Here is a 13,594-nt window from a genome sequence, read left to right as displayed (position 1 = left end):
AGGTTGTAATCCTGCCACCCCGACGAATTGAAATTAAAGCTCTGATTATCAGAGCTTTAATTTTTTAAAAATTACTCAAATCATACCGAAATATACTCTCAGCGAGTCCTAATCGGTTACCTGTTTTACTCATTAGTTTGCCCAACCCCCGTATTTATTGAAATTTTTCTTCCAAGTTCTCGGGGAATTCGGACGACAACCTTGAAAGTCATTTTTGGACATCGGGATATGTTTGACGCTGAAATCTAAGTTCATGTTGAACTAATTTGTGGTGTCCCAAAAAAGCTCAATTAACGAAACTGCTAAAAGAGACCATAAATGGGACTGCCAGAGTAATAGCTTTCACTTCTGAAGAGCTGTTCTATACACCGGCCGTTTTAAATGCCTCATACACTTGCTGATTTTGATGATAAAGTTTTTACTATTCCAAACTTGGCCCTACTAATCAAAATATTTAAACAATTTAAAATTCTAGCTCGTTCTGCTATATTCCAGCATATATGAATTGATGTTTTAAATATCGATAAAAGCACTGAAAAAAGCCCTAAATGTAGGTGCTGAAATAATTAATCCAATGCGATTGGTTCAAACTCATGGGCTTGAATTGAAACATATATTTCTAATAGGACCAGACAGAGAATATCTTGAATTAGATTAAATAATATAGGGTGAATTTTAAGGAAAAATATCAGTGCACAACAAAGATTTGAGTTAAAAAACAATTTTTTTTAATTCAATTTCGATACATACTTCAATCCTAGCGTATTCCGGTTTTTTGCAATGCGAATTGCCTGTTTCAACAATTTGGTCAATACCGCAATCAAAGCTTGTTCGCCCGTAATGGGTTATATAATGGTCTTTTCCTTTAATATCGACCATCTGTCATTATTGACCTCAGGTCTTGGGTCAATTTATCCGATGAAATGAATTCGCCATGCCGTTCATCGATTTTATGAGACTTGGATGGAATTTGAATTGGGGCAGCCCGACTCCCCTTTAGCTTTGTATCAAATTTAAACCCGATTCTATGAAAACATTACTACTTATCAAGAACATTTATGCGGAAGGATTCAGGAATATCGGTAATTTCTTGGTCAAGAAATACTTCAAAGTCTTTACATGGTTTACGTTGGCCATGTTCATGGTTGTCCTCTACGCATTTCTATTCAGGCTAGTAACCGGATTTGCCTTTGATTAAAACTTGGGGAGGTGGTCGAAAAGAAGATAAATAGGCTATTATTAATTGTACTGGTTCTATTGGCGGCCTCCCTAATAATATCATTCTGGGCCATTACCAACCATGATTCTTGAAAATGGCCGCCACTTGTTTGGCCATCTCCATGTAACCCTGTAGTTTTTTCCTATCTGATTCGGAAAGGCCGTCTGGATTTATCTCGTCCAATTTTCCGCTTCGGTCCAATTGCAAATGCGGGTCCGTCCATGCCTGCAAATTGAAAAACTCCATTATGACCTCCTCGGTCGTCTGACGATCTTCCTCTGCCAGTTCATTGTTGATCTCGACCCATTCGAAAATTTGCCTGATATAGATATCCCTTTCTAACCAACCCACGTATTTAAAGTGGTTAAATAGACTCGTTATCCCCTTCAAGGAAGAAATTGGGCGGAAATAGCCTGTGCTGTCAAAATAGGCCGAGAGGGCCGATATAATGGGGACTTTGTTCATAAGTGGGGGAACCAGCCCAAAATTAACAATTTGTTTTGAAATAATTATGAAAATGTTAACACAATTGAGTTTTTATGTATCAAAAACAGGCTTACGAATGAGTTGGTTTTCAGGACCTTACCACCTTTGTAGGTATTTTCATATATTTCCTCCTATTGCGTCTCAGGTCAATATGCGGATCTTTGACCCTCAGTAAGGTCTTCATCTCCATATTGGCATATTCCTTAATGGATATTTCGGAATCTATGTTATTTCGGTAGTACTGGAAGTAATCCCGAAAATAATCCTCGTCCCACATGCCCAAGATAATATTCTTGATTAGCTTCAATTTCCTGAATTGGGGATTTTTAATATCCTTCTATTCCAATATATCTCCATCGAGCTGATCGGTATATTTCTCCAATCTTTTTCCGTTCATAGCCGGGTTCATCCCTCTAGTGGGCACAAAAACAGCGTCAATTTCAACCTCCATGTAAAACCAGTGACCGTGTGTTTTGTAATAGAACAGATTCTCGTCCTCGACAATTTCGCCAAGGAGCGAATCACGCTATAATGGCTTTTGAGTTCCACAATATGATTTCAGCTGTATTTATTAAAGATTTCAATAACATTTTCCGCCATTTCGAAATAGATTATTAGGCTATCAAGCAACCATTTTGGAGCTTCTTCTAAGGGAGATTTCTTGTGGGAATCGCCCACTGTGGGCGGAACCTGAAGCTCCAACCACGCCTGGTGGTAGAAGTATTCTCTGATGACCTCCTTGCGCGTTTTTTGTAATTCGTCTTTTAGGTTAGCGTTTTTCTCCAGATTTTCTAAAATATGTTTGATGTAGAAAGCTCTCCTGTTGCACCCGTCTTGCTCGTACACATGGAATTCTCTAAAGGGACGCTCCCTGACGGCCTCTATAGTGAAATGACCTGTACTCTTAAAATATTCGTTCATTTCACGAATTTGAAGTTGGTAGTTTGCCATGCACCTTAAATTTCGTTCAATTTAGAGATGTACTAAAATTAATAGGGTTTTATCGGCCTAATTTTTTGACTGTATTCATTCTTTACACCCTTCAACCGCCTTGCCGAAATAATAGCAGTGTCGGCTACACTTGAAGTTCTTGTAAGTCCAAATGAATTTTTCAAATAAGGTGAGCAACACCTTTCACTTTTTGGTACATTTCGCTTCATATCAGTGTTGTTGAAATGTATATATGTCCTTTGCGACCAGCTCTTAGCTTCCGGCGTAGTTTTCGACCTTGGTATTAGGAAAAGCCTTCATGGTCGGATCCCTAATGAAGATTTCAATTTATTTTATCAAGCTCGATAGGCTTGCCTTTAAATATTGGAATTAATTCTAAATAAGGAACTAATTCCGATTGTTTGAAAAGCTTAAAATTTAAATCCAGGCCTTTAGAAAATAAAGAAGCCACCAATAAGGCGGCCCTTCATATCGAAATGTAGCCATACCTACCGCCATCAGCACGCGGACAATCACTGAATTGACTAGGTACCGTTAAAGTCACCCCAGAAGTGTCAACGCTCTTATTAAACGGCGGACAATTTCGTAAGGTATCGGAGGCGACAAGGGGATTTATAAAATTTTAGCAACATGTAATCCTAATGATTTTAACTAACCTCGAATCCAATCGCTTACTACTTAAGAAATCGAAATAATCTCTGTTGTGCGTTAATGGAAGAAGGCTCTTTCCCTTCTTTATAGGCAGCGCAACCAATCCTCGATTTAATGTTTCCTTTGCCTGATACTCACGTTTAAGATTCACTTTTCTACAATTTTGGCTTTTTGATAATTGAGGTTGATTTCACGTCAAATTGATGTAATTCAAAAGGTTTTCACTTACACAATAGTTACATGCCTCTCTGTATAGATTATATGTCAATTTAAAAATGGGCAGGTAGTTTAGTAAAAACTAATTACGAATCATAATGACTCCTTTAGTATTAATGCCAAAACTAGAATAGCTTTAGAAAAGGTTCTTAAATGCTTATTATGGTTTCAACGGCCAGCTTTTTTGAGAATAAATAAATAGTACTTCCAGTACAGCCATGATTGAATGCTTAGGGATACTGGAAAGCTTAACATCTTACAGAAGTTAGTTTCGTTTTTGTGCTCTTTGAAGTATATCAGGTATTAGTTATACAATAATTCAACTACTTCATAGACGTTCAAGATTTGGTGAATTGGGTCGAATTGACAAAATATTCCTTTTTTAAACGGCAAATTTTTTATGAAAAACATTTTCACTATACATTGAAATACCTTCTTGAGTTTCAATTTACAGGAGTGGATGTCTTTTTAATTATTAAATCCGTCTCAGCACACCTTCGGCCCACTTCTCAGACCTTTCCCCAAAACACTCTAGAAGCGCATCGACGCCTATTATTGTACCTTTAGCAAGTCTACCTAGAACAGCAAGTGGTATTATTTCGTGCCTGTCATTCAATTTTACCAAGGCACTTTCTTCTGTACTTATTCCTAATTGTCCATGGATCGGTTCTATCAAAGAATCACGTAGGAGATTTTTAACTAATGGAGATTTTACTTTCAGAAGTTTCGGTGAATCCAAGACCGTATCTACCATAACTCTTGCGGTTGTATTCTTATCGTTCTTGGAAAACTTCCAACCTTTCTCGTTGAATTCGATGTCTGGGTCATCAATAAAATCAAAAGTCATCACACCCGCATCCACTAATGCTATCATCTGGGTCATGCTATCAACTGGAGGTCCATACGAGTAGCGTTTTAAACGCTCGTCCAATTGAATGATTTCGGTGATGATTTCATCAGGCAGACTCGTGAACGAAAGCGCCCTATAAATCGATGGCTGGCAATGTCTCCAAACTTGACCAATACAATAATCCAAACTGATTACGGTGTTGCCCGTGGCCATATTTACAAATGCTTGCATACTTTCGTAGGCCGATAAGGTTTTTGAGATAATTAACTCGTGTTCGAAACTACCGTCCTCTAACCAGGTTTGCACCACATTTTCAACCTCACCTACCAAAAGATTGTGCCTTTTGCCTTTATTACCTAGCCCTAAAAACTTTTTGACTATCAATGGAGTTATCGCTACTATTAAAAATCTACCATCACCATTTTTTCTCTCTCCTCTTATTGCATCTTCGAGTCTTTCTTTAAAAGCTATTAGTTCTGCCTTGGAAGGTATAAAGGGCGTGTCCAAATTAAGATTGAGCGGTTTTGGTGTCATAGGCAGGCCATTGAGCGAGAATGGCACTATGTAAATAGGCATGCCCTCAGATGGTGTGTATAACATTTTACATGTATCATAGTCCAAAATTTCAAAGGAGCCACCAAGTCCCAAGGTCAGCGCACGGGTGACATCAACCATTGCCAGACCAAACCCGCGGAGCGCAATGATATCATTGGCCTGAACATTTTTTGCAATGTTCGAAACTGGATAAGGATATGTAATTAGTATAGCATGACTGTTTCCCTCAACCAGTGCCTTCCATTTTGTTAACTGCTCATCTAATTCTGTAGGTTGATGCCCAACAGTTAATACGACTTCATCTGCAACAAACCTATTATCCGTCGTTTCTATTATAAATAGAGAAGTACTATAATCGAGATTTACCACTTTTTCCTGATGAATTTCCAAAAGTCCGATTTCATTCAACTTATTGGCGATCGTGTCGAATCGCTGACTCAAATAGACACCGAGTTGGGAGCGCTTTGTAAAATAGTCTGGTTTACTTCCAGTATCCGTTTCCTCATCAAAACCACTCCATTCATGGTAAGAGGGAAAGTGCGGAATAGCAAAATTTGAATTTTTAATGGCCTTTCTCTCGGGAATGGTGAGTCCTCTCTGCGACACATTCAACCAATTTGTATCAGGCTGGTTCCTGTGATAGACGGGACCGTTACCTACTTGGTCAGTTTGCTCAAAGAGAATAACTTTGATTTCTTTTTCAATATTTGATCGGAAAGCTAAGGTATACAAACTTTCCAAAGCTGAAAGACCTCTTGGTCCCGCACCAATGATTGCCACAGTATATGTATTTTTCTCAATTTTACTCATTGGGCATCTATTAATACTATTGTTTTTTAACTACCTCCAATTTACTCCCAATTCCAATTGACCCTGCAGTAAGTGGCACCAAATTAACTCCGAAAGTTGGACGTAGCCCAATAGCTCTTCGGATTTTCGCGATAGTCCGTAATGGTTCTTGTTCCCTGTCTCGATTTTGCGTTTCAGGGTCTATGGTTGTAAAAATACAGCGTTGTGTACGTTCCTGTAACCTGAAGTGAAATCCGTTTATACTTATTAAAGACCAACTGTCTTCCTCAAATGGTTTCACTCCATCGATTACAATATTTGGCCTAAAATTTTGGTCGGAAAACTTATTGGAACATCTCTCATTTAAATAATTCAAGGTCTTCGTATTGATGAGGTGGATAGGAGAGGAATCGGCATAACCCGTTATTTCGCCCATTTTACCACCGCGTTTATCAAGTAATGGCCTGTATGCATTTCCGATGTATATAAGGCTGTAGCTGCCTTTAAGAAGTTTAGATATCAGTTCATTTGCTTCTTCTTGGAAAAGTTGTCCAGAAACACTATCTCGAAATAGCTTAATTTGAATGGGTGAATTGTCTTTGTTGGGTAACGGAAAAGAATATCTTCCCAAGGAATTGACTGTTAAATGTAGTTTTTGGTCATTAATTTCTGATAGGATGGTTAATAGTTTCGGTTCTTCCCTTCCGGTAATAATCTTATTTTGGGCATTAATTATTGCCACACTTCTATCATGAATAAACCCACTCCTTTGAAAACTGACTGTATCCCTCTCAAGACCTGTGCTAGATTTCAAAGCATAGGTATATAGTTTAGTTATTTGCATGGATTCGAAATATACTTGATTATGCCCGACTCCACGAGCTCATAACCTTCTAATAGTATAAGAATAAATTTAGGATGATGGGTGATATGCATTATTAAAATGCAATGTTTGAAAATTGATTTATTAGGATAAAATTGCAACCCCATATTTGCGAATAAATGTAGCGTTATATCTAAAATTCAGGGATAACAACTAGTAATTAATAGAAATTATTTCTTTATAAACCATTATCATTATTTTGGAATAAATTAGCCAAACGCACAAGTAAAGCCATGGACCAATTATCAAGATTTTCCCTTATTATATTATTAAGTTCGATTATGTTTAGCTGTGCAACTAAAAAATCACTTTACAGGGAGAATGGTATTCTGGAAGGTTATGGAAAAGAATATACATCACCTCAAATGGAAGCTCATACAAGTTTCTTATTAGTGGGTAATTCAGGTGTAAGGAAAAGTGGTATTGATGATGATTTGTATATTCATTTAGAGAAAAAACTAAAATCGTATAGTGACGATGATTATCTTATATTTTTAGGAGATAATATTAAAGATAATGTGCTTGAAAAGATATCGATTCAGAAGCAGTTAAGTCGAATCGTAGAATTATTTCAAGGGTTTAAAGGCAATAAGCTAATTATACCCGGAGAAAGAGAATGGAAGGAAAATGGTGGAAAGGGTCTAGAGGCTTTAGAGGAATTCTTTGAACAGAACTTAAAGGATGGTGAAGATTTTCAACCTGAGAAAGGTTGTCCAATAGAAAAAATAGATGTCAATGACCAAATAGAACTAATAATTGTGGATTCCCAGTGGTATCTACAAGATTGGGACCAAGCACCAAATATAAATGATAAGTGCGAAATTAAAACTAGGGAACACTTTCTTATTGAATTAAAGGATAAAATAAAAAAGGCAAGCCATAAAACTGTTCTTCTAGCGATGCATCATCCGCTTTATTCGAATGGATTTCACAGCGGTTACTTACCTTCATCAATTCTACTTAATCCAGTATCAGAAAATTCATTCGTACCAATTATTGGAAGTATAAGTGCATTTTTTCGTACACAAGGTGGATTTGCGAAACAAGACCGATTAAACCCAAGAATGAATGAGTTAATGTCGGAAATCGAAACCGCTCTTTTACAGGTGCCTCGTGCTTTCCTTCTTTCAGGCCATGAGCAGGCTTTGCAGTATATACAGCAAGAAGATGCACGACAAATTGTATCGGGAACTTCAAGTGCTTCACTCGGGGCCGCTTTGGCAAAAAATGGTTATTTCTCATCAGGAAGTATAGGTTTCGCTGAGTTGAAGATATATGAGGATGGAGCTTCTCAAGTTAACTTTTATGGTCTAGATGATGAAAAGGAATTACTTTTACTTTATTCAGCTGAGGCCTTTCCTAGCAAGTCAGAATATAACACAGCAAAGCTGCCTAATTCGTTTCCGAGAACTTTCAAGACTTCTGTATATCCAAAAACTGATATAGATGTAAGCACCAAATACGAGAAGAAATGGGGCAAGCACTATCGCTATGTTTATGGTATAGAGGTAGAGGCACCTGTAGCCGTGCTTGACACCCTCTATGGTGGTCTTAAAGTTGAGCGCGCAGGTGGTGGCAATCAGACGTTGTCACTAAGGTTAGTGGATTCCGATGGTAAAGAATATAACATGCGGGCGCTAGCCAAAGATCCTATTTCCTTTCTGCAAGCTTCCGGTTATAATGAACTTGATGCAGAATCATATTTTTCGCATACAATGCCTGCGGAGTTAATTTCAGATTTTTACACGGCGGCCCATCCCTATGGTGCTTTCGTTATTGCAAGTCTTTCTCATGAAATCCAAATAAAACATACGCACCCCATGCTTTATTACGTCCCAAAGCAAAAATCTTTGGGAAATTTTAATCATGAACATGGGGATAAGTTGTATATGATAGAACAAAAGCCGGAAGAGGACTTTAGTGATTCCCATATGTTTGGCAGAAGTGACGAAGTCATTAATACTATCGAGCTTTTGGAAGCACTTCGCGATGATGAGAAAAATCAAGTGGACGAGGAGGAGTATATAAGGGCCAGAATTTTTGATATGCTTTTAGGCGATTGGGACCGGCATGAAGGACAGTGGAGTTGGGCCAGACGCCGCGAAGGTGAGATGAATATATACTCTCCTGTTCCCAGAGATCGAGATCAGGTTTTCGCCAATTTTGATGGAAAATTTTTAGAACGCTTACAAAAATTTATGGGTAGAACCCGTCAGTTTGGTAAATACGGTCGGGACATTGAATTTGTTGAGAACTTCAGTGAAAGTGCAATCAATTTAGATAGGGCCGTACTACAGCGTTCTGATGAAAATGTATGGTACGAACAAGTTAAATACATACAAGATCGCCTTGGTAATCGGGAGATTAAAAGGGCATTCTCTCAAGCACCTGAGGAAATAAAAGATGGGGTATGGGCGGGTATTCAAAATAATTTAGTATTAAGAAAAGCCAATTTGGAAGCTATAGTAGCCAGGTACTTGGATTACTTTTTACGCTTTCAAACAATGAAGGGTACGGATAAGGATGATATATTTTATATCGAGCGTAAGTCAAACGGGGATACACATATTTCGGCATACAGGATCAAGGATGGAAAAGATGGTACACTCTTATTCGATAGGGTATTTGATGATGAGAAAACTAAAAACCTCTGGATTTATGGTCTTGATGATAAGGATGTTTTTAAAGTGAAGGGAAAAAAGGTTGGCAAGATGAATATGGTTATAATCGGGGGATTGGATGGAGATACTTATGATATTCAAAACGGAAAGAGACTTTATATATATGATCAAAATGACAATGAGCAGAAGATTATTAGGAAAGGTGGCGCCAAAGTAAGAAGTAGTAAGAATTATGAAAATAGGATTTATAATACCGAAGTAAGGCCTAGTGACGGTAAACTATTTGGCCTAGAATTTAATTATAATCCAGACGAAGGTATTGCGCCTAAATTACAAATTGGAACTATGAAAATGGGTTTTGAACGAAATCCTTTCACTTCAAAATACGTTATCAATGCTAGATATATTTCTCTTACGCAAGCTATGGACATCAGACCAGAAGTACATTTTGCCAACCTTTTTGCCCGGTGGAATTTACAGCTTAATGGGAGGTTGACCAGCAATAACTACACAGAAAATTTTTTTGGTTTTGGGAACGATTCCTTTATTCAATTCGACGATTTTGATGCGAACCGAATCTTTATGCAACGTTATGATATGGGGATTTCCATTTATCGAGAAGGTGCGTACGGCACAACGTTTGAATTTGGAACACAATATGAAAATATAGCTACGGAAGAATCAGCATATGTCGATGTAGGCAGCGCAGCAGGACAACTTAATTATTTATCAGCTTTTGGAAAATTTGAATTTACCAGCTTGGATGATGAACAGTTCCCAACAAGAGGATTGCGCACTTCAATGTACGCAAGTGTATCCGAAAATTTTCAAAGTTCATCATCCATATGGACGCTCAATCCTGAGTTCGTCATGTGGAATGCATTGGATTATCAGAGAAAGATAGTTTTAAAAAATAGGCTATATGGGCAATTTAGATTTGGAGAGAATATGCCATTCTATAAACTGGCTACCTTGGGAGCGAATATTGGATTACGTAGTTATAGGCAAAATAGGTTTATTGGGCAAAGTTCTTTAGTGACATCCGCTGATTTGTCCTATAAATTTGTCCCTTTAAAAACCTTCTTGTTTCCGCTAAACATTAATTCTTTTTTGGGATATGATTTAGGTAGAGTCCGGTATGGTGATAGTAATTCTGGTGGTTGGAAAAACAGCTATGGAGGTGGTATCAATATGGAAATGGCGGGAATGGTGAATTTTAGATTGGAATATTTCTCTGGAAGGGAAGGTGGGCGATTTTCCTTTGGTTTAGTATTCGGGTTGTAAACCAGATATTTAAAACTAATTTTAAAGTCACAATTTTATTTCAATGGGCTAATATAAATTGAATTCTTCCCTTTCTTTGTTGCTTATTAGCTAGTAAGATAAGATCTGACGTTAATCCGTTGCTATTAAAAATAGTGCGACGATTATTATAGCTTATCCGTTTTTCACCATAAAAAATTATTCAATTACTTAGATGGTTGTTCAGATTCTTAAAACCATTATTGCAAAAGTTCGTGGTCTTTTTTTCGATAAAAACAATCCTAAATCAGCATATTGGATAACTGTATTTATAAGTCTAATTATTGTGGTGGGGGGAATCAATTTATTCGTTGAACTTACAGCTAAAGTTAAAAATGAATTGGTAGGGGGGGTGGATCAGCAGGTCACTGATTATGTTCTTTCCTTTCGCAATCCGAAATTAACAGATTACTTTGTGTTTGTTACCAATATTGGAGATGTAAAGGGATATATAATTGTATTAATCTTGACTATTTTAATTTCATTTTTCATTTTAAAGAAATGGAAATTCATTGGTCAAATTTTTCTGGTATTGGTATTGGCAACATTGTCAAATATGATGCTCAAGCGATTTATTGATAGAGCCAGGCCAGAAATTGAACATTTGGTCTCTGTAAAAACTTTGAGTTACCCGAGTGGCCATGCTATGAGTTCAATGGCCTTTTACGGATTCTTGATTTACCTTGTTTACAAGCTGAAAGTTAGAAGTGTATGGAAGGTTTTTATAATACTCTTGCTATCACTGTTGATTTTGAGTATTGGTATTAGCCGCATTTACTTAGGGGTACATTTCCCATCTGATGTTATAGGAGGATGGGTTGCTGGTATGATTTGGATCGTATTTTGCATACTGATTTTCAATCTAGTGGAAGTTTTTCGAAGGGATCCCAAGACATAATGCTTAAATGCAAAATGTGTAAATAAAAAAACTATGAAGATGATTATTAAATACTTCACGACTTTACTTTTATTAACGCTGTTTATTGATGGTGTAACTGCTCAAGAAAAAGCACCCGAAGCAGTTAGAAAAACTTTTGCGGAAAAATATCCGGGTGAAAACGATCCGGATTGGCATAAGGATTCTAACGGCAATTATGAATCAAATTTTAAAATAGATGGTGAAAGCTTGCGTGCAGATTTTAGTCCGAATGGTAAATGGATCGAGACTGAGCGCAGTATAAAAAAGGATGATTTACCCAAGTTGGTTAAGGATGTAATCAATAAATATTATAGCGGTTGGGAAATTGCGGAAATAGAGGAGGTGGATCACCACAAAAAGGGAAGGTTCTATGACGTTGAATTTAAACAGAAAGGTAAAAATAAGGATGTTGAAATAAAACCGGATGGAACAGTGATCAATTAAAGTTTAGATTTAAAGTATTCAAAGCAATTGACGATGCCGCTTTTAATATGGTATAGAAGCCATACTAAAATTGTGGTGCATTAGTATAAAGCCCATATGATTATAAATTCATGAAAAGCATTCTTTGGCTAGTAGCGGTAATTTGTATTATTATTTGGCTTTTAGGATTTCTTGGCATAGTACCGGGATTGGGAACAGGTGGTCTAATACATGCTCTCTTAGTCATTGCTATAATAGTAATCGTTTACAATGTTCTTTCCGGCAGAAAACCTTTATAACTTCAAGGCCATGCTAGAATTACATATTGTTATTTCTTATTGAGACCTTTTGAAGATTTCAATTCAAAAGGTCTTATTTTGTGTGCCAATCAAGAAGCGAATAATTTTAAAAAGTATTTACTCGGATGAAGAAGGTATTAATAGCTTTATTTTCTGTTCTAGTTGTCTTTATCTTTCTGTTGTATCTCTCCACTTCGGAAACCGAAGAAAATTTTCGCACTTGTACCATAGTTGGCATGGAGGATATTGAAGCTTATGATTTTAGGGCATTTGATTCTATTACGGTTGCGGCAAACATGCTCTACGAAGCCAGCTTCATCAAGAGAATAATGCAAGGAAAACAGTATAGGGATGTCTGGGCTCAGCCAGTGACCGTTCCCATCGTTTTTTTAGACACTTTGAAAGGCGGGCTTCACATCATTGAAGAAGGTGGCGGAATGCAGACACATTCCCTTGAATTGGAAGATAGCCTAGGAATTAAGTATTCGTTGAGGGGCCTTAGTAAAGACCCGCAACAACTAGTGCCTGATTTCGTAAGGGAGGCGGGATTAGAAAATATAGTCATCGACGGTATCTCGGCACAGCACCCATATGCAGCATCGGTTGTCGCGCAACTTTCCAATGTGGCAGAAATACTACATACACATCCGGTACTGGTTTTTGTGCCTGAACAGAGTACACTTGGCAAATTCAATGAAAAATTTGGCAATCGCCTTTTTTACTTTGAATATGAAAGCAAAGGAGAAATAGATTGGACAGGTATTGCCAATATTAAGGAAATAGTAGATACCGATAATCTCCAAGAAGAAAAAATGAAATACGGAGTTGCTTTTCAAATCGATAAACAAGCCCTTGTTCGGGCAAGGTTGTTTGATTTGATCATAGGCGACTGGGATCGACATGCAAAGCAATGGGGTTGGGCCATAAAGAAAATTCCAGATGGATATAGCGCCTTGCCGATTGCCGCAGATAGGGATAATGCTTTTTTTAAGCAGGACGGGGTCCTACCCTCGCTTATTACGAACAAAATCACCTACCCCAAGATACAGGATTTTGATAAGAAAATTACGTCCGTCGAAGGGTTGATACAGGATTTCGATGAATATTTTTTGCGTACTGCAACAGAAGAACAATTTTTGAGCGAGGCAATGTTCCTTAGAAATGCATTGGAAGATCAAGCATTAGAAAAAGCATTTGCGGTATGGCCTCAAGATGTATACAATTTAAATGGAGAAGAAATACGAGAATCCATTCGTTCCCGCAGGGATGACATACTTCACTATGCAAAGGAATTCTATCGATTACTTCAGAAAAGGCCGGAGCGTCCAATCGAATTTAAAGGGTCAGAAGATTTAAAGCTGAGTGAAAATCTCATGTATTGTTTCGACTGCCACGATTCAATCCCAAAAAAAAATCCCAATAAATAATAG

The 13,594-nt window shown here is 37.4% G+C and carries 11 protein-coding genes; 6 read left to right on the top strand and 5 right to left on the bottom strand.

Annotation, left to right across the window (positions count from 1 at the left end; translation table 11 throughout):
• Positions 1-1,027 precede the first annotated feature (1,027 nt).
• The gene (locus F2B13_RS20370) at positions 1,028-1,198 is read left to right on the top strand and encodes a DUF6747 family protein (protein ID WP_198439726.1); all 171 of its coding nucleotides are present in this window, start codon (positions 1,028-1,030) and stop codon (positions 1,196-1,198) included.
• A 93-nt stretch (positions 1,199-1,291) separates the two neighbouring features.
• Here F2B13_RS20370 and F2B13_RS05785 read toward each other — a convergent pair whose 3' ends face one another.
• The 5 genes from F2B13_RS05785 to F2B13_RS05765 form a co-directional block, all read right to left on the bottom strand.
• Positions 1,292-1,684 carry a hypothetical protein gene (locus tag F2B13_RS05785; RefSeq protein WP_149276327.1) on the bottom strand — a complete coding sequence of 131 codons (393 nt, stop codon included), beginning with the start codon at positions 1,682-1,684 and terminating at the stop codon, positions 1,292-1,294.
• A 109-nt stretch (positions 1,685-1,793) separates the two neighbouring features.
• Positions 1,794-2,012, bottom strand: coding sequence for a hypothetical protein (locus F2B13_RS05780; RefSeq protein ID WP_149276326.1), 219 nt, complete (start codon positions 2,010-2,012; stop codon positions 1,794-1,796).
• A gap of 251 nt (positions 2,013-2,263) precedes the next feature.
• On the bottom strand, positions 2,264-2,656 hold the full coding sequence (locus F2B13_RS05775) for a hypothetical protein (protein WP_149276325.1): 393 nt from the start codon (positions 2,654-2,656) through the stop codon (positions 2,264-2,266).
• 1,342 nt (positions 2,657-3,998) lie between these two features.
• On the bottom strand, positions 3,999-5,738 hold the full coding sequence (locus F2B13_RS05770) for an FAD/NAD(P)-binding protein (protein ID WP_149303568.1): 1,740 nt from the start codon (positions 5,736-5,738) through the stop codon (positions 3,999-4,001).
• A gap of 16 nt (positions 5,739-5,754) precedes the next feature.
• Positions 5,755-6,561, bottom strand: coding sequence for an MOSC domain-containing protein (locus F2B13_RS05765; RefSeq protein WP_149276323.1), 807 nt, complete (start codon positions 6,559-6,561; stop codon positions 5,755-5,757).
• A 272-nt stretch (positions 6,562-6,833) separates the two neighbouring features.
• On the opposite strand from F2B13_RS05765, the gene F2B13_RS05760 reads away from it, so the two are divergent.
• From F2B13_RS05760 to F2B13_RS05740, 5 genes are all read left to right on the top strand, one after another.
• Positions 6,834-10,505 carry a BamA/TamA family outer membrane protein gene (locus F2B13_RS05760; RefSeq protein WP_149303566.1) on the top strand — a complete coding sequence of 1,224 codons (3,672 nt, stop codon included), beginning with the start codon at positions 6,834-6,836 and terminating at the stop codon, positions 10,503-10,505.
• Between the two features lie 193 nt (positions 10,506-10,698).
• Positions 10,699-11,421, top strand: coding sequence for a phosphatase PAP2 family protein (locus tag F2B13_RS05755; protein ID WP_149276321.1), 723 nt, complete (start codon positions 10,699-10,701; stop codon positions 11,419-11,421).
• A gap of 33 nt (positions 11,422-11,454) precedes the next feature.
• A complete protein-coding gene (locus F2B13_RS05750; RefSeq protein WP_198439820.1) occupies positions 11,455-11,886 on the top strand; it encodes a PepSY-like domain-containing protein in 432 nt (143 codons plus the stop codon).
• A 110-nt stretch (positions 11,887-11,996) separates the two neighbouring features.
• A complete protein-coding gene (locus F2B13_RS05745) occupies positions 11,997-12,164 on the top strand; it encodes a lmo0937 family membrane protein (protein ID WP_149303564.1) in 168 nt (55 codons plus the stop codon).
• Between the two features lie 125 nt (positions 12,165-12,289).
• On the top strand, positions 12,290-13,591 hold the full coding sequence (locus tag F2B13_RS05740) for a hypothetical protein (protein ID WP_149303562.1): 1,302 nt from the start codon (positions 12,290-12,292) through the stop codon (positions 13,589-13,591).
• The last annotated feature ends 3 nt before the right edge of the window (positions 13,592-13,594 follow it).

The organism is Pareuzebyella sediminis, assembly GCF_008367235.1.
Taxonomy (GTDB): Bacteria; Bacteroidota; Bacteroidia; order Flavobacteriales; family Flavobacteriaceae; genus Pareuzebyella; species Pareuzebyella sediminis.
Note: the sequence above shows the minus strand (reverse complement) of the source record. Positions and strands in the feature narration are given on the sequence as shown.

Excerpts from the sequence above, each read along its gene's own strand:
- F2B13_RS05785 (WP_149276327.1), bottom strand. The coding sequence starts at position 1,684 with ATGAACAAAGTCCCCATTATATCGGCCCTCTCGGCCTATTTTGACAGC.
- F2B13_RS05765 (WP_149276323.1), bottom strand. The coding sequence starts at position 6,561 with ATGCAAATAACTAAACTATATACCTATGCTTTGAAATCTAGCACAGGT.
- F2B13_RS05745 (WP_149303564.1), top strand. The coding sequence starts at position 11,997 with ATGAAAAGCATTCTTTGGCTAGTAGCGGTAATTTGTATTATTATTTGG.
- F2B13_RS05770 (WP_149303568.1), bottom strand. The coding sequence starts at position 5,738 with ATGAGTAAAATTGAGAAAAATACATATACTGTGGCAATCATTGGTGCG.
- F2B13_RS20370 (WP_198439726.1), top strand. The coding sequence starts at position 1,028 with ATGAAAACATTACTACTTATCAAGAACATTTATGCGGAAGGATTCAGG.
- F2B13_RS05755 (WP_149276321.1), top strand. The coding sequence starts at position 10,699 with ATGGTTGTTCAGATTCTTAAAACCATTATTGCAAAAGTTCGTGGTCTT.
- F2B13_RS05750 (WP_198439820.1), top strand. The coding sequence starts at position 11,455 with ATGAAGATGATTATTAAATACTTCACGACTTTACTTTTATTAACGCTG.
- F2B13_RS05740 (WP_149303562.1), top strand. The coding sequence starts at position 12,290 with ATGAAGAAGGTATTAATAGCTTTATTTTCTGTTCTAGTTGTCTTTATC.
- F2B13_RS05760 (WP_149303566.1), top strand. The coding sequence starts at position 6,834 with ATGGACCAATTATCAAGATTTTCCCTTATTATATTATTAAGTTCGATT.
- F2B13_RS05775 (WP_149276325.1), bottom strand. The coding sequence starts at position 2,656 with ATGGCAAACTACCAACTTCAAATTCGTGAAATGAACGAATATTTTAAG.